Annotated in this window: 12 protein-coding genes; 4 read left to right on the top strand and 8 right to left on the bottom strand. The window is 63.5% G+C overall.

Annotated features, from left to right (window positions below; genetic code table 11):
* Nucleotide 1 precedes the first annotated feature (1 nt).
* Complete coding sequence (locus tag OXT71_19190) at nt 2–1,069, top strand: tetratricopeptide repeat protein (GenBank protein ID MDE2928514.1); 1,068 nt, start codon at nt 2–4, stop codon at nt 1,067–1,069.
* A 67-nt stretch (nt 1,070–1,136) separates the two neighbouring features.
* On the top strand, nt 1,137–2,789 hold the full coding sequence (locus tag OXT71_19195) for a CRTAC1 family protein (GenBank protein ID MDE2928515.1): 1,653 nt from the start codon (nt 1,137–1,139) through the stop codon (nt 2,787–2,789).
* A gap of 55 nt (nt 2,790–2,844) precedes the next feature.
* Here OXT71_19195 and OXT71_19200 read toward each other — a convergent pair whose 3' ends face one another.
* The 5 genes from OXT71_19200 to OXT71_19220 all read right to left on the bottom strand — a co-directional run bounded on the left by OXT71_19200 (nt 2,845) and on the right by OXT71_19220 (nt 11,302).
* Nucleotides 2,845–3,690 (bottom strand): carbon-nitrogen hydrolase family protein, encoded by an 846-nt coding sequence (locus tag OXT71_19200; protein MDE2928516.1) that lies wholly within the window; start codon nt 3,688–3,690, stop codon nt 2,845–2,847.
* Nucleotides 3,691–3,768: 78 nt separating this feature from the next.
* Nucleotides 3,769–4,941, bottom strand: a complete 1,173-nt coding sequence (locus tag OXT71_19205) for a sialidase family protein (GenBank protein ID MDE2928517.1) — start codon at nt 4,939–4,941, stop codon at nt 3,769–3,771.
* Between the two features lie 62 nt (nt 4,942–5,003).
* Nucleotides 5,004–6,674 (bottom strand): CRTAC1 family protein, encoded by a 1,671-nt coding sequence (locus OXT71_19210; protein ID MDE2928518.1) that lies wholly within the window; start codon nt 6,672–6,674, stop codon nt 5,004–5,006.
* Nucleotides 6,661–8,052, bottom strand: coding sequence for a tetratricopeptide repeat protein (locus OXT71_19215; protein MDE2928519.1), 1,392 nt, complete (start codon nt 8,050–8,052; stop codon nt 6,661–6,663). The genes OXT71_19210 and OXT71_19215 overlap by 14 nt, the downstream gene beginning before the upstream one ends.
* A 79-nt stretch (nt 8,053–8,131) precedes the next feature.
* A complete protein-coding gene (locus OXT71_19220) occupies nt 8,132–11,302 on the bottom strand; it encodes a carboxypeptidase regulatory-like domain-containing protein (GenBank protein ID MDE2928520.1) in 3,171 nt (1,056 codons plus the stop codon).
* A gap of 279 nt (nt 11,303–11,581) precedes the next feature.
* On the opposite strand from OXT71_19220, the gene OXT71_19225 reads away from it, so the two are divergent.
* Nucleotides 11,582–12,082 (top strand): gamma-glutamylcyclotransferase, encoded by a 501-nt coding sequence (locus OXT71_19225; protein MDE2928521.1) that lies wholly within the window; start codon nt 11,582–11,584, stop codon nt 12,080–12,082.
* A gap of 18 nt (nt 12,083–12,100) precedes the next feature.
* Here the strand turns inward: OXT71_19225 and OXT71_19230 are convergent, their stop codons facing one another.
* From OXT71_19230 to OXT71_19240, 3 genes are all read right to left on the bottom strand, one after another.
* Entirely contained in the window at nt 12,101–12,940 is an 840-nt protein-coding gene (locus OXT71_19230) for a phytanoyl-CoA dioxygenase family protein (protein ID MDE2928522.1), read from the bottom strand.
* Nucleotides 12,941–12,994: 54 nt separating this feature from the next.
* Nucleotides 12,995–14,629 carry a GWxTD domain-containing protein gene (locus OXT71_19235; protein MDE2928523.1) on the bottom strand — a complete coding sequence of 545 codons (1,635 nt, stop codon included), beginning with the start codon at nt 14,627–14,629 and terminating at the stop codon, nt 12,995–12,997.
* Nucleotides 14,630–14,722: 93 nt separating this feature from the next.
* Nucleotides 14,723–15,583 carry a phytanoyl-CoA dioxygenase family protein gene (locus OXT71_19240; GenBank protein MDE2928524.1) on the bottom strand — a complete coding sequence of 287 codons (861 nt, stop codon included), beginning with the start codon at nt 15,581–15,583 and terminating at the stop codon, nt 14,723–14,725.
* Nucleotides 15,584–15,701: 118 nt separating this feature from the next.
* Between OXT71_19240 and OXT71_19245 the strand changes: the two genes are divergently transcribed.
* Complete coding sequence (locus OXT71_19245; GenBank protein MDE2928525.1) at nt 15,702–17,093, top strand: sialidase family protein; 1,392 nt, start codon at nt 15,702–15,704, stop codon at nt 17,091–17,093.
* The last annotated feature ends 3 nt before the right edge of the window (nt 17,094–17,096 follow it).

Here is a 17,096-nt window from a genome sequence, read left to right on the forward strand (position 1 = left end):
ATTGACGTCAACTTCAAGACCGGTCCGTCCCCGGTGGGAGGCGGGACAGGAGGGGGGACTTTCCTGTCCCCCTCTTCATCGGCGATCCATCACCGGCGGCCTGTGGATTCTCTCCTGCTTCATGACCGCGAGCCTCGTTTTCTCCCAGTCCGGACTCGACCAACATATCCTGGAGAAGTTCCGGCAGGGCCGTTTTCAGGAGGCCTCGGTGTTGGCCCGCCAAGCCGTCGAACAGGAAGGCTCGAATGCCGTCTACCAGGAACTCTACGGCATGGTGCTGGCTGCCTTGGGAAAGAACGAAGAGGCGGAGAGGCATCTTCGCAGGGCGGTGGAGATCCAACCCCAACAGCCCGATTTCCACTACAATCTGGCGCAGTTCCTGCTCGGCCGCCAGGAGGAATCCGGACTGCATCCCTTCGATCCCAGGGCCAGGCGGCTCATTGAGGACGCCGCCACCGCGCTGAAACGCGTCCTGGAGATCAGTCCCGGCAACGTCGAAGCGAGGATGTCCCTGGCGCGCAGCTACAACAACCTGAACTTCAGCGAGATGGCGCTCAAGGAGTATTCCACGGTTGCCTCCGGAGAACCGAACCGGCCATGGCTCAGTTTTCAGATGGGCATGCTCCATTCCAACCTGTCCAACCCGGTGAATGCGGTGGCGGCCTTCAGAAGAGAGATCGCCCTCTATCCCGGCCACGCCAGAGCCCGGCTGGAGCTGGCCGGGATCCTGCTGCAACAGGGGACGGTAGAAGAAGCGAAACGCCAGCTATCGCGGGCGGAACCCGGAATTGAAGACTCCCTGAAACATCGTGTCTACTTCCTTCTGGCCAAGGCCCACCGGAATCTCGGCAGTACCGAAGATGCCTTGGCTGCTGTCCGCAAAAGCATCGATCTGTGTCCGTCGTTCATCGCTCCGAACTACCTGCTGGCCCAGCTCTACCGGGAGGCAGGAGAACCCGATCTGGCGCGCCGGGCCTTGGAGCGGGTCGAACGGCTGAGAGCGCAGGATTCTTCATCCGCCGACCCCTTTGCCTTCCGGGAAGGCCATTGCCCGGACCGGAACCGATGAGAGAAGGCGGCGCCTCCCGGCGGCTCCATCCGGTCCCCGCGGCGCAGGCCGGAGGCCGATACGGAACATGCTGAGCCTCTGGCTGGTCCTCTCCCTGTCCACGATCCGCTTCACCGACGTGGCCGAGACGGCGGGCCTGGAGTTCCGCCATTTCAGTGGAAGCCCGGAAAAGAAATATCTGCTGGAAGTCGATGGCGGCGGGATCGCCTGGATCGATTACGACCGGGACGGTTGGCCCGATCTCTACCTGGTCAACGGCGGACGCTGGGAGGAATTGCTGACCGGGAAGCGGACCGTATCCAACGCGCTTTTCCGCAACAACGGCGACGGCACCTTTTCCGACGTCACGGCCCAAGCTCGTGTCGGTGGCAACCACTGGGGAATGGGAGCGGCCGTCGCCGATGTCGACAACGACGGGTGGCCCGACCTCTATGTCTGCAACTTCGGCCCCAATGCCCTTTTTCGCAACAACGGCGACGGCACGTTCACGGATATCGCGTCAAGATCGGGCACGGACGACCCGCGATGGGGCTCCAGCGCCGCCTTTGCCGACTACGACGGGGACGGCAGGCTGGACATGTACCTCACCAACTACGTCAAATTCGACCACCACCGGCCCCCGGCTCCGACCTGCGGATACCGGGGCATCCAGGTCGCCTGCGGGCCGCAGGGACTGACCCCGGACGGCGACGTTCTCTACCGCAACAACGGCGACGGAACCTTCACCGACGTCACCTCCGGGGCGGGGATGGCGGTCCGGCCGGCGTTCGGACTAGGCGCCCTCTGGTTCGATTCGGACAACGACGGAGACCTCGACCTCTACGTCGCCAACGATTCCATGGGCAACTTCCTGTTCCTGAACAACGGGGACGGGAGCTTCCGGGAGATGGGACTCCTTTCCTCCGTCGCCTATGACGAGGACGGCAAGGAGCAGGCCGGGATGGGAGTCGCCACCGGAGACTACGATCGGGACGGACACTTCGATCTCTACGTGACCAACTTCTCCGACGACTACAACACCCTGTACCGCAACCTGGGGAACGGTTTCTTTCGCGACGTCACCTACGCCGCGGACCTGGGTACGGCGACCTGGCCCTTCCTGGCCTGGGGAACCGGTTTCGCCGACCTCGACAACGACGAATGGGAGGACCTGTTCGTTTCCAACGGCCACATCTATCCCCAGATCGACCGGTACGAAACCGGTTCGACCTACCTGGAGCGAAACCAGTTCTTCCTGAATCTGGGAAACGGCAAGTTCCGGGAGGTCAAGGGAGCCATCAAGGGAGGAGGAAACCGGCCCCGGTCGAGTCGCGGATCGGCCTTCGCCGACTACGACAACGACGGAGACCTGGACATCGGGATCAACAACCTGGACGGGCCCCCCTCACTGCTGAGGAACGACGGACCGCAGGGCGCCCGGCACTGGCTGATTCTGGACTTGGAAGGCGTTCGCTCGAACCGGAGCGCCATCGGGACCCGGGTCACCCTGGAGACCGAAACCGGGAGGCAGATGCGGGAGGTTTCCGGGGGCTCCAGCTACCAGGCCAGCAACGACCTGCGGGTCCATTTCGGACTGGCTGCGGCCGAACGCGCCCGGTTGCTGACGGTGAGATGGCCCAGCGGCGAGGTCCAGAGGTTTCGGGACGTCGGCGCCGACCGGCACTACCACCTACGGGAAGGGGGGAGGCTCCAACTGTCGCGAGCCGGCCAGCGCGACTGACCATCGGTGGCAAACCAAGTCCCGGAATTCATGGCGGCCCGGGGGGATTTTCCGTCTAACCGAGAATGTCTTCCGTGTCGGCGGTGATGACTCGATACGCGTCGGGCCGGCGGTCCCGGAACATGAAGTAGCGGTTGCGGACCTCGTTCACCTGGTCCAGCCCGAGATCTCCATAGACGACCATCTCCCCGGACGCCGGGGCCTCCGCCACGATTCCCCCTTCCGGATCCACGATGATGCTCTTGCCGCCCAGGACGAAGGCGTCGCCATCGGGAAGATGCAGTTCCCCGACCGCATTGCAGGCGGCCACGTAGGCACCGTTTTCGAAGGCCCGGGTGATGATCATGTGTTCCCAGATCCCCCCCTCGGTGGTCGACGCCCCGAAAGGCGCCAGGATCAGTTCCGCCCCGTTCAGGGCCAGGCACCGGGCTGGTTCGGGCAGCAGGGTGTCGTAGCAGAGCATGGTGCCGACCCGCCACTCGCCCACCGGAGCCACGGGAAACTTGGAGCCGCCGCGGTAGAAAAGTTTTTCCAGACCTCTCCGTGCCGGGACATGGACCTTCCGGTACTTGCTGACGATTTCGCCCTTGGGACTCACCATCATGGAGGTGTTGTAAAAGAGTCCGGGACCGTGGCGCTCATAGATGGTGGACGCGATGTGCACTCCGTGCTGCCGCGCCTTATCCCGGACCGCCGTAGTGGCCTTTCCGGCGTCGCTGTCGGCCAGGTCGTAGAAGCTGTAATCCACCGCCAGGGGGAAATATCCGGTGCTCCAGAACTCGGGGAGGACCAGGAGCTCGGCTCCTCCGGCTGCCGCTTCGTCGATGAAGCGGGAGGCCCGGGCAATGTTTCCGTCGAGTCCGCCGATGGCGCTCTCCATCTGAATCAGCGCTAGTCTCATGGTTGATTCCTCCTGTCCGGACCGCAGGCCGGGAGCAGCCGGCCCCACCAGACTACGATTATCCCAGGCCGCCGGGATTTACGCCGGCGGCACATTCCCGCCGGTCAGCCACTCCAGATTGAATCGGGCGAAGCTGATCCGCTCGTAGGGGCTCCCGGAGCCATTCTCGTACAGCAGACCGACTTTGCCGTCCTCCAGCACCGTGAGGCACGAATAGGCCGACGGGCCGGGATGAATGACCCTGGAAACGGGCCAGGTGGCCCCCGAATCCGAACTCAGCCGCACCGTCATGTTGACCCGCTCCTTGCGGTGGGCCGGGTTCGAGAACAGAAGCCGATTCCAGCCGCCGCTGCCCGCCCCGGCGCCGTATCCGATCAAGCTCGCTTGGCACCGGGGTTCGATCAGCTCGGTGTCGTGTCTCAACTCCGACCAGGACTCGCCGCCGTCGCCGGACGTGGCGACCGCCCGGCACCCCCTTCCATGGTAGCTCCGCATGTTCAGCATCAGGTCTCCGTTCGCCAGTTCGACCACCTGGCATTCATTGGTGGCGGGACCGGCGGCCGACCCCAGTGTCCAGCTCCGGCCCCGGTCGTCGCTGTAGGCCACCGAGGAGTAGTCGCCCTGACGGCCGGACCCGTCCACACGGCGGGAGTAGCAGGGCACGACAAGACGGCCGCTGGCGGTCCGGATCCCTCTTCCCGGAGCGGCCATCACGGCCACCCAGCCCTCTTGGGTGAGTTGGCCGGTGATGTCCTCCGGCGGAGACCAGGTCTTTCCGTCGTCCTCGCTGACGATGGCGTGCAAAGTGATGATCCGGCCCGTCCCGTCCGGCATCACCCCCTGGGGAAGAACCTGGTTCGCCCGCTCCAGAGACTCGAGGTCGGGCCAGACATGATCGTAGATCACCCAGACCCTACCGGTCCGTCCATCGACCAGCATGCAGGGATCGCAGGCCGCCCGACTTCCCGGAAAGTCGGCCACCACCGCCATCCGCGACCAGGTCTCCCCCTGATCTTCGCTGCGTTTCAGGACCAGGTCGATGTTGTTGGGGGCATCCCCCGGTTTCTCCACCCGGGCATCGCAGAGGGCCAGCAGCGTCCCTTTCGCCGTGGTCGCCAGAGCCGGAATCCGATACTCGCGAACCCCGTTCACGCCCGCGACGAAGAGATCCTCGCTCCGAAAAAAGGGACGGGTCCGCAGGGGCGGCGCCGGGGTGCAAAAAGGCATCCCCGCGTTTGCCGCGATTGCCATCTTTAGAAATTCCCGGCGTCTCCAGCAATTGCTCATATCCAAGCCTCCCTCAAACCAAGACGTCAAGGTCCTTCCTGAACCGTCTCTTCGATGGTCAGAATACGATTGGCCGGCAGGGCGCGCATCGTCTGGGACCTGCCGCTGGGCCACTCGATCCGCAGCCGGTCCACTATCGGGGACGCCCCCAGCCCGAGGTGCACGCGCCGGTCCTGGCTCGACAGGTAGCTGGCCGCCCGCTGGACCTGGGTGACGACGACCCGACCGCCGATGCGGGCGGTGAGACGGGCTCCGATGCCGTCCCGGTTGCTCTTGGCGCCGACCAATTTCAGGAGCAGCCAGTTATTTCGATTACCGCCGTCGTTCCGAAGCAGTTGCGCCCCGCCGGCATTGTTGGTCACCAGGACGTCGACGTCGCCGTCGTTGTCGATGTCGGCGAAGGCGGCGCCCCGCCCCACGTCCCGGACCGAAAAGCAGTCTCCCGACTCCCTCGACCGTTCCCGGAATTTCCCTTCCCGGTTGTCATAGAGGAGCTTTTCCTGGGGAAAGCTGGTGTCGTCCCGGTACTCGGCGATGCGGGGAATCACGTGCCCGTTCACGGCCATCACGTCCAGGTCGGCGTCGTTGTCGTAATCGAAGAAGCGAACGCCGAACCCCACCTTCAGGAAGCTGTTCTTGCGGATCCCGGTGTGGCGGGTGACCTCGGCGAACGACCCATCCCCGGCGTTGCGGAAGAGCGCGTTTCCCTCGGAGGTGAAGTTGGTAACGATCAGGTCCAGCCGGCCGTCCCCGTCGTAATCGCCGAAGTCCACTCCCATTCCGGCCCGGGCATGACCATCCTCGTTGTACGCGACGCCCGCCAGGAAACCGACCTCCCGGAAGGTGCCATTCCCCTGGTTGTGGAAGAGAAAGTCGGCCACGGTGTCGTTGGCCACGAACACGTCGATCCAACCGTCCCGATCATAGTCGGCGAAGGCCACTCCCAAGGACTTGCCGCGCACCCCGGCAACCCCGCTCTCCCCGCTCACGTCGGAGAAGGTCCCGTCACCGTTGTTGCGGTAGAGGACGTTGGGGTCGCCTTCGAAGGCGCTGGGATGACAATAGGACCGGAATCCGCCGCCGGAGCAGGGGGGATTCACGGCGGTGTCGAACCGGACGTAGTTGCAGACGAAGAGGTCCAGGAGACCGTCCCGGTCGAAGTCGAAAAACCCGGCGCTGGTGGCCCAGTGCCCCGGGTTCCGGACTCCCGCTGCATCGGTGCCGTCCCGGAAGGTGCCGTCCCCGTTGTTGACCAGGAGGACACTTCTCAGGTAGCCGGTGACGTAAAGGTCCGGATCGCCGTCGTTGTCATAGTCTCCCGCTGCCGCCCCCATGCCGAAGAACCCCCTGAGGTCGATCATGGACCGGGGTGTGACCTCGGTGAAAGTTCCACTGCCGTCGTTTCGATACAACTGGCTGTTGGGGTCGGTGGCGGGGTTCGGCGCCGGCAGGCTCGATCCGTTGACCAGAAAGATGTCCTGGTCGCCGTCCCGGTCATAGTCGAGAAAAGCGGCTCCCGGTCCGGCGATCTCGGGAAAATAGAAATGGCCGGCGGCCCCGTTGAAATGCCGGAATCGAATCCCGGCCTCCGCCGTAATATCGGTGAATTGGACCGGCGCCGCCGGCAGCCAGGTCCAAAGCGCCAGGGCCGGCAGGGCCATCCGCGCCCGGAACCCGATGGTCCTACTTCGTTCCAAAGACGGAGAAGTCGTCGCCGACCCCTGCATAGATGTGGAATCTTTCCTTCCGCGAACGCTCCCGCTGCAACTCCAGCCGCTTGAACTCCCGGAGCAGCCCTTGGGCCTCCGTCCGGCGTCCCAGCTTGGCGTTGACCTGCGCCGCCTTGTAGTGTGCGGAAATGTGATCCTCTTGCAAAGTCAGCACCCGGCTCAGGAGACCCAGGCTTTTCGGGTAGTCGCCCTCCTGGAAACGAATGAGAGCCAGGTAGTAGAGGGTCTCCACCCGGTCCGGCTCCCGCTGCCGGACCTGCGTGAAGAATGGCTTCGCCTCGGCCTCGAGCCCCTGCTTGTAGAGGCTGACGCCCAAGTGGTGAGCCGCGTCGGTGGATTCCGGGTCCAATCTCAGCACTCTGCGAAGCTCGGCGGCGGCTTCGTCGAAACGGCCCTGCATTCCATAGGCAAGAGCCAGGTGAAAGTATCCCTGCGGTTCCCGGGGGCGCAGACGGATGGACTCCTGGAAAGAGGAGATGGCCTGGTTGACCTTCCGGGCCAGACCGTAGCCGATGCCCATGGAGCTGACGATTTCCGGATCCCGCCCCTGGCGTTCTCCGGCTTCGCGGAGAATCGTGACGGCATCGGCGTAGCGGCCGTTCTCCAACAGCATCAGCCCCAGGGCATGGAGTCCTTCGCCGTCAAAGGCCAACAGGCGGCGCAACCGACGGGTCGTTGCCGCAGCCTCCGCCTCCCGCCCCAGCTTGAACTGAGCCTTGGCCAATACCAGGAGCAGTTCCGGGTCCCCAGGCGCCTGGGCCAGTGCCCGGACTGCGTTTTTCAGTCCGGCTTCGTAGTCACCCGTTTCATTGAGCAGTTCGACCAGGCCCTTCAGCGACGGCAGATGGGCGGGGTTCCAATCGAGCACGCGCTCGAACTGACGCCGGGCCTCCTGGAGCCGACCGGTCTTGGCGTAGAGGCGGGCCAGGTTGCTTCGAGCATCGATGAAATCGTCGCGCAGGACCACGGCCCGCTCGAAGTAGGCGATGGATCGCTCCGGCTGCCCACGAAGATCGGCGATAATCCCGGCCACGTTCAGCGCTTGCGGAATTTCGGGGAAGTCGGCGAGAAGGGAACCGATCTTCTCGTCGGCTCCGGCATAGTCCCCCGACTCCAACAGGGCGACGGCGCTCCCATAGAGCTCCTGCGCCCGGGCCCGATCCTGTCCCGGGAGGATCGAACCGGCACCGAGCAGGACCAGGAGAAGCGCCGCGATCCTGGACGCAAGACCACAGGCGGCGGTAACGCGGGTCAGGCAGTGATCCGCCTGACGCTCGGGAAACGGGATCGGCCCGCAGCCTGATGATTGGCAACGGAGGTGGCGGCAAGGAACAAAGTCTTTCACAAGCCTCTATCCCTTAGTCCTTTTTAACGGAATTGGCCGGAAACGCGGGTGAGGGGCCGATGCCCCCCACCCGCTTGATTCAGAATGAAAACCTCAGTCCAAATTGGAAGATTCGTCCCGGCAGGGCGCTCGAAACGACGCCGAAACTGGCCCGCTCCAGTCGGCTTCCTGGTTTACCGAAGTTCACGTTGTTGAAGAAGTTGAAGGAGTCGAACCGCAACTGAATCTTGCTCTCCTCGTTGATCTGAGGAATGTAGAAGTTCTTGGCCAGCGAGAAATCGAAGTTGATGAACCCGTCGGTGTCCAGAAAATGGACGCCGCTGTTGCCGAAGGTGCCGAGGGCCGGCATTTGGAAACATCTGGTGCTGAACCATTGGTTGATGGCCCGGCCGCCGTTTCCGTCACAAGTGCGGTCGGGCCGCTTGTTGGTGGCGATCTGTTCGGTGTTGGAAGGATCGAACGAAGTCGTGGGATGAAAGCCGAATCCGCTCTGCAGACTTCCGATCCCCGAAAGCTGCCAACCCCCGAAAAGGGTCCGGGGCACCGCACTCAGATTCTGCATTTTGGGGGTTTCGTAGATGAAACTCGTGACGAAACGCTGGCGCACGTCGAAGGTGCTGCGTCCCTTGTCCGGCTTGCCTGGCACGTAGGCCCGGGCCCCCTTGTTGTCGAAGGAATCCCAGTCCAGCGACTTGGAGTAGGTATAGGCCGCGGTGAAGCTGAAGCCGTGGCTCAGCCGCTTGCGCAGGCTGCTCTCCAACCCGTGATAGTAGGCTTGGCCTTCGCCCTGGTCGGTCAGGATCCAGGCGAAGTTCTTGAAGCGCCGCTTGGAAATCCGGCACTCGGCCCCGCATTCGGGCGGCTGAGCCTGGTGCAGGACGTTGAGGTTGCGGCGCTTGGACATGTGAATGCCGTGGGACCCGACGTAGGCGATCTCGGTGAACAGGTCGGAACCCCAGGTCTTCTGGAGACTCAGCGTCCAGACCTGCTGATAGGGATCCCGCCGCTTCGTCTCACTGTTCATGATGAAGAAGACGTTGGGCCCCATGATGGAGGTGGGCTCGATGGCCGGCGGATCCGGGAGCTGCCCCGTGGTGCGCAGGGTGGGGGTCAGGAGGTCGCTGATGAAGTTCTGGCCGACGCCCACGCTGGGTCCGATGGAGTCCCAGCCCCGGTCGTTGCCCGGCACGTCGTCGTAGAAGACCCCGAAGCTGCTGCGGATGGCGAGATCGTCACGCCCGTTCGGCGTCCAGGCGAACCCGATGCGGGGCGCGAAGTCGTTGGCGTCGATGTCCACCAGTCTCGGCCTTTCGGGCGAGGCCTGGATCGTGCTTCCGTCACCCTCCTGAATGAACAGCATGATGAGGTGGTCTTCATCGGATTCCCAAGGATAGACCTGATACCTCATTCCCAACGAAAGAGTGAAGTTCTGGGTCACTTTGATGTCGTCCTGAATGAAGCCGTTGTACCAGAAGGCGTGCTTCTTGACCGGGTTCTGGTAGTTGACCCCATCGATACCGCTGGGATACCCGAGCAGGAAGTCGGCGAAATTGTGCCCGCTGAATCTGTTGTTGAAGGTGAAACGCCCGGCGTGACCGCTCACGATGGCCAGATCCTGGCGCTTTCTCCGCACCTCCGCACCCAGCATGACCTGGTGTCTTCCTTCGATCCAGTTCAGATTGACCAGGTAGTGCTGGTCCTTTTGAACCGGCTCTTCGCAGTTGTTGCTCCAGGTCCCGAAGCCCCCGACTCCGCCGATGCCCAGGGAGAGCACTCGGTTGCACACCGGAACGACATTGATGTTTTTTACGCCGAACACCTGACCCCAATTGGTCTCGGTGTCCTGGGACCGGCCGGCAGCCGAGAAGTCCACGCGGTTGAGACCTCCCTTGAGATTGAGGGTCAGTGCGGGACCGAAGACGTGAACCCAATCGACCACCATGTTGTCCGCGTGCAGCGGGCGGGTCGAGTCCTCCCGAATGATCCGGTCCTCAAACCGGTCCGACCGGCTGTAGGAATAGCGGCCGAAGAACTTGTCGCTCTCGGAGGGCGCGTAGTCGAACCGCACCAGCATTTTGTTTTCGTCCACGACAGTCAGCGTGGGGCCGATGTAGTTCAGCGCCGCTCCCGGATGCGTGGGACCCGGAATGAATCCCCGTTCCATCCAGGTCTGAGCGAAGCCGTCGATTCGAGAACTCGGGATCTGGTTGTTGTTGAAGGGGTTTCCGGTTATGGGATCGACCAGTTGGGTGCCGGGGAGTAGATCGGAGAAGTCGCCGTTCAGCCATCCGGCATTGGGAACGCTCCCTCTCCCGGTCCCGGACTCCCGGCCACGGATCTCCTCATAACTTCCATACCAGAACAACCGGTCGGAAAGAATCGGCCCCCCCACCTCGAAACCGTACTGGTTGCGCAGAGTCTCCGGGCTGCCCACATCGAAGAAGCTGCGGGCGTTGGTGTTGTCGTTCTGATGCGCCTCCCAGAGCGTGCCGTGGATTTCGTTGGTGCCCGATTTGGTCACCACGTTGATGACGGCGGCATTGTCGTAGTTGCCGGCGAAGTACCCTTTCTGGACCTTGAACTCCTGCAGCGTCTCCACCGCCGGGACCGTGGCCACCAAACCGATGTAGAACTCCTTGCTGGGAATGCCGTCGAAGAGGACGTTGGTCGATACGTGCCTCTGTCCCGAAATGGCCACCTGCAGGTTGCTCCGGTTCGCGTAGGAGGAACCGAACTCGCCGGTGGGGAGTTCGGGCGTCACTCCGGGGGTGATGCTGGCCAGGGTCATGAAGTTCTTTTCACCCGAGGGCAGCTCGAGAATCTCCGTCTCTCCGACCACTTCACCCAGCGAGGGTTCCTCCGACTCGACCACGTTCCGGGACGCTTCCACGGTCACCTGATCGGCGATTGCGCCCACGTCGAGGGCCACGTCCCGCCTCACCACGCTGTCGACCCGGACCTCGATGCCACTGATGACCGTGGTCTTGAAACCGGGCAGGGAGGCGGTGAGATCGTAGATGCCGGGAGGGAGATTGGGGATGCGATAGAGTCCCTGGTCATTGACCAGGGCCCCCGAATCCACTCCCGTGGCCGTATTCGTGGCGGTGACCTCCGCTCCGGGAAGCACTGCGCCGGAAGTATCGGCCACGTTGCCGGTTATGGTCCCTGAGATCTGCTGGCCCAGGACACTAGCGCAGGCGAACAGTGCCAAAGCCGCCGCCAGAGCGAGGCGCGAGGGTTTCCTTGTCATTGATGTGTCTCCAGAAAGGCGAGCCGTGCAGGGGACGCATAGAAGACGTTTCCCCGGAAAGATCAGGTGGCCAGAGAAAACTGGAAATCAGAAAAAACCGGAAACCTGAAAAAGAGTTGAGAACATTGTGGTTGCGCCCGGAGACCATTGTCAAGACCAGGGGACATTTTCGGTTCAGCCCCGCGTGACTCCAGCCTCATGGAGTTTTTCGGTGACCGATGGACAACTCTCGAAACAAATCGCAGAATCCGAAAATCCCAGGAGGAGAGTCCATCCGGAATGTTGAAACTCTTCGTCTATGGCACTCTCAAGCGAGGCTGCCGAAACCACAACCAATTCTGCCGGGGAGCGCTGGAGATTGGGGAGGCGCAAGTTCGCGGCCGGCTCTACGACGGACCCGGCTTCCCGGTTCTCGAGGTGCCCGGCGAGGATGTTCTGGCCTGCGGAACTGCGGACCCCCTCGCCGACGTGGCCACGCAAACGCGCCTTGCCGACGGGGCCGGAAAGTATCCCCGCCCGGTTCCGGGAGGCGCCAAAACGGGGGACTGGGGAACAGTGTACGGGGAACTTCTCACCTTCGACGACCCGGAATCCCGGTTGCCGGCCATCGACCGGCTGGAAGGCTTCCGTCCGGATGGCCGGAGCCTCTACCGCCGCGTGTTGGTGGTGACTTCGGCGTCCGGATGCCGCGAACTCGCCTGGGTCTACACTCTGGAGTCGACGGACATCAAACACCGCCGAATCCTGTCTGGCCGGTGGCCCGTGGATTCGACCGGGTGACAACCGCCGTTTCGCGCGTTATTTCACCCAGAACCGGTAGAGCGGCTTCACGTCTTCCGGCAGGGATTCGTAGACGCTCTTTCGAACCGGCGGCAACTCGTAGTTCTTGCCGCCCGTCTCCACCACCATGGCGGTGTGCTCCGGCGTGCCGATCATGGTGGGATTCAGATTGAGCCACCAGGGAGCGTAGCGAATCAGGATGGCGATCCTGGGCTCCCGGCTCCGATTGGGAGCGACCGCATGCCAGAGCCGGCTGTCGCTCACGAACACGCTGCCGGCGGGACCGCAGACGTTCATCTCGGTCGGGTAGGGGTCGTCTTCAGGGACGGAGTTTCCGCCGCCGGCCGGGTTGCTGGAGGTCCGGTGACTTCCGGGCACCACGAGCGTGCCGCCCGTCTCAGCGCTGAAGGGGGAAAGCATCCAAATCGTCGAGATGTGCATCATGACGTCGGGATAGGGGGCGCGAACGTGAGAGGCGTTGGTTCGATTGTAGGGCCAGTCCGCGTGCAGATAGCCGCGCCCGTTTCCCGGATTGTTGATCACACAGTCGGTGCAGGAGATCCGGACCCACGGACCGAAGAAGGCTTCCGCCAAATCCAGGATCCGCCGGTCGGCCAAGTAGGGGGCGAAAGCCTGGGTCTCGTTGATCACCTGCCGGAGATTGGCGACACCCATGACCCCGACCCGGTGACCCCGGGACCGCGTCGCCGCCAACTCGGCTTCGGCTTCCCCATGGCGCCGGGCCTGGGCCTCCACCACGCTTTGCCGGACCTGATCGACCTTGTCGTCGGGGATGACCCCTTCGATCACACAGAACCCGTCCGTCTTCAAGCGGCGGATTCTCTCCTCCGTCGTCATTCGCACCTCCGAGGCGAACCGGCTGAAGATTCCTTCGCCCCCCCGAACCAGGAGTCAGGAGTCGGCGGGAACGACTTTGAACCGGACCCTGTCCCGAACGTCTCGTTGCTGGATCTTGTCCTCGACCTTCAGTAGAAGCGTGTAGTCCCCGCTTTCGATGCCCTCCAGCGGGAAAACCAGAGCGGCCGCCACCCGGTCGCTGAAGCGCGAAAAGAGGTGCGTGGCAGGCCCGTCGATGAGCTCTTCGCCTCTGGAATTGACGATGGTCGCCGAAATGTCGAGATCCGCCAGGTCTCGGCTCTGATCGACTTCGAAGCTGTAGACCTCGAAGTAGACCCCCAGCCGGTCCCCCGTATGAAATCGCCGGCCCTGCACCGGGTACACCTTCCAACCCAGAACCGTGACGAAGGGGCTGGGCAGGGTTGCCCCCTTGGCCGGAACGATCGTGTCCGAGAGCACCAGAGACGAGAGGGAGAGCCCCTCGGGCACCGACACCGGCAACACCAGCCGCTGTTGCAGGTGGCCGATCTTCTGGCTCCCCAGGTCCTTGGCGATCAGATCGAGCTTGTAGATGCCGGGGGCCAGCGGGAGGACCTTCTGGAAGGATTTCCGTCCCTTCACCTCCGCGGCCGAGACCCGTTGGTCGTCGTAAATCGTCTCCTCGAACTCGCTGACGATCCGGCCTCCCATGCTCTTTACCGAACCGTAAAGCTGCACCGTCGCCCGAGGTGCGGCGCCGGCGGACGGAGCCTCATAGGCCAGTTCGTTCAGGGGCAGAAAAACGGTGATGGGAACCATGAACGATTCGGCGGTCAGCCGGGTGTAGGAGTTGGCGGCGAAGATCGGCAGCTCGTCGTAGGTAATGTTGGTGGCGACCGCGGCCTTGAGGTCATTGAACTGGATCCGGGGCGCCTGCTGGAGCCGGAAGAACCGATCCAGCCGGAGGAACGGATTCTCCGCATGCTTGTGAACCGCATCGAATTCCCCGCCCACCGACCGCATCGGGTCCATGGCGCGGATCCGTCCGGCCCGGGTGTCGAGGCCCATTCGCTCGAACAGGGTGAGGCCCGCCCCGTCCATGTAGAGGAGGGCATCCTTCTCCTCCGGCCTCAGAGCCATCCGGTACTCTCCGGTCATGGTCTTGTCCACGAATTCGATCTCGATTCCGCTCCCGATGTCCTCCACGTGGTTGTAGTACCACTTCTCCATGGGATAGACGGCGGTGGTCCCGCCCCCCTCGTCGATGTCCCGGTAGTAGGTCTGTCCGGCGCCGTAGCGATCCACCGAGGTGGGAGGGCCCAGGGCGATGTAGATCCGGCCCCGGTCCGACTTCCATCCCGGGATGCCGCCGCTGTGATACCGCTCGTTGGAGTACGCGATGCGGCGATAGTGCTCGGTCTTGAACTCGTTGAAGGCGGTGGAGGGATCGGAGTCGCGGCGGCGCCAGAACTGCTCGATGAAACTCTCCTTCTCTTCGGTGCTGGTCAACTTGGAGAAGACGGCTTTCTCTTCCGGCGAGATGATGTAGACCACGTCCCGATTCAGCCACTGGGCGAACGGATCCGCCTTTTCCTCGGCCCGGGCGTCCTGACCGGCTGAGGGAGAGGCAAAAGACACCGTACCGAAGAAGACCAGACCGACGGGCAGGAGGCGGATCAGGCGGTTCACCATCTCTCGCAAGGTTGACAACAGTTTACTCCCCGGACCGGGTGGTCGACAAACCCGGGCGGATTCGGGTCCGGCGGGTCCAAGAGGGATCCGTGCGCCGGAATGGGGACCAACTCATTCGACCTTGGCCTCCTCCTGCAGTTGGTAGAGCGATTTCCACATGCCGTCGTAGTGGGGAATCAGCGGCGGCGGTCCGCCGAACCGGGCGAATCGGGACGGCCTGCCGCGCAACACCTGGCCGGTCATCCCGTACGACGTCATCTCTCCGAAGTAGATCGGATAGCAGTCTGCGGCCTGGTACCCGTAGATCAGGGTCCGGCGGGGGTGCTCGGACCGGTTGGGAAGCGAGGCATGGGGGGCGATGCAGTGCAGGAGGATGACGCTTCCGGAAGGACCGGCCAAGGAAACCGGCCGGCCGAAGCGGCCATCGCTGAGATCCTCGGTGACCATGCCCGCAAACTGGCCGTCGGCTCCGGTGTGGTCGAAGAAGTGGGTGTGGTGCCGCGGCAACACCTGGAGGCAGCCGTTCTCCTCCGTAGCGTCGTCGACGTAGATCAACACCGCCACCTGATCGTCATTGGTGGAGGGGAAGTAGGCCATGTCCTGGTGCCACTTGACCACCGATCCCACCCGGGCCGGTTTCATGTTGATCTTGCTGTATTGGGCCGCAATGTTGGGGCCGATCAGCGGCTCCAGGCAATCCAGCAGGCGCGCGTCGGATCCAAGGCGGCGAAAGGTCTCGTGCCGTTCGTGTGGTTCATAGATCCGTCGCGGCACCGGACGTCCATCCTGCAGTTCGGGCTCCAACTCCAGGACATCGCTCCAGTCGCCGCTCGCCAGCGCCGCTTCCGTGACTTCCCGAATCGCCCCATCGACTGCCGCCATGTCGTCCGCGCCGAAGAACTCGGGCAGCAACAGGTAACCCTCGCGCCGATAACTGTCCACCTGATCGTCCGAGAGTCTCGCGATCGCCATGATTCAACCTTTCCGCCCGGAAGAGCGCATGCAGGAATCCACGCGCAGGCCTTGCCGTGGGTCTTGTTGTCTTCCATTATCGTGGCCACTGGCCATTTCCCGCAAGAGGAGTTCCCGCATGATTTCCCGGCGCCGGTTTCTCCGGCTGGCAGCGCAAGGGACGGTGAGTTGCTCCGCGATCCGGAGCGCCGGCTCGGTCCCCGCCGGCGAATCGACGGTGGAGCACCTGCTCTGCATGTCTCCCCGGCAATCGGCCCAACTGGAGGAAGGCCGTAGGCGGGGACTGATGGAGCTCGCTCCCGTCAGTCTCCCTCCCGATCCCGGCGCCCTCAACAACCATTTCGGTTGGCCGGTGGCCACCCAGGCAGGCGACGCCATCATCGTGGTGCACCGCCGGATTCCGGGCCATTGGAAGGGGCTGGAGCGCACCGACGACCGGCACAGCTACACCATGATGGTGCGGTCGACGGATGAGGGGAAGACCTGGACCGAACCCTTCGACCTGCGCCAGGTGATGACCCGGGAAGACCGTTTCCGGGGAGGACACATTCCACTGGCCCACCGCTACAAGTTCGCCCGCGACCAGGATCCGACCCTGGGCTACAAAATCCATCTGAATGCCATCGGGACGGCGTCCGACGGCGGAGTGGTCTTGGTGAGCGACCACGGGGTATTTCGTAGCGACGACCAGGGCAGGACCTGGGTGCATTTTTCCCGCGCGATGCGGGAGGACACCACATCGGGTCCAGTGGTCTATGTCGGCCCGCGCCTGTTCGAACACCCGGACTACGGACTGGTCGTGGCGGGGCACTCCAACCTGGTGACCGAACAGTACAATGAGGGGCCACATCCACCGGACACCGACGGCAAAAGTGTCCGTATCCACGACAAGATCCACTTCCGCTATTCCCGGGACGGCGGACGCACCTGGGCCGAGGAGGCGCAATCGCTTCCCACCTTCGTCCGGCCGGCCGAGCCGGTCGCACTGCTCCACGAAAACCGGCTCGCCATCGTCTGCCGCAGCTACGATCCCGCCTCCTACGACGCTCGGACGGACACCTCGGTCTACGCCCAACTCTGGTCGGAGAGCGGTTGGCATCCTCTCAAGTCGAAGCACTCCGGTATCCGAGTGGCAGGCAGGCGGGGACGCCAGGATACGCTCGATATCGATTTCAATCCGGTCACGGAAAGGATCGAGGCCGTGGTTCCGGCGCGGGCCGGCAGCGGACCGGACCGTCCCTATCCGGGGAAGATGTCCCTGAACATCTGGAGCATCGACCCGGCGGATTTCTTCTCAGGAAGCACTCGGTGGCGATTCGACTGTGCGCTTTTCGCACGTTGCGACGTGCTGGGCCGGATCGACGGACTCCATCCGGGGGCCTCCATCATCGATTCCAGCCGCGGCGTCCAGCATGTCTTCGTCTACATGGGCTACCCGGCCGGTCCGGCCGGCGTCTTCCGGCTGACGCGGACGCTCGACACGAATGCCCTGAAGGACTTTCTGACCTGACCG

Source organism: Acidobacteriota bacterium, from assembly GCA_028874215.1.
In the GTDB taxonomy this organism is placed as follows: Bacteria; Acidobacteriota; UBA6911; order RPQK01; family JAJDTT01; genus JAJDTT01.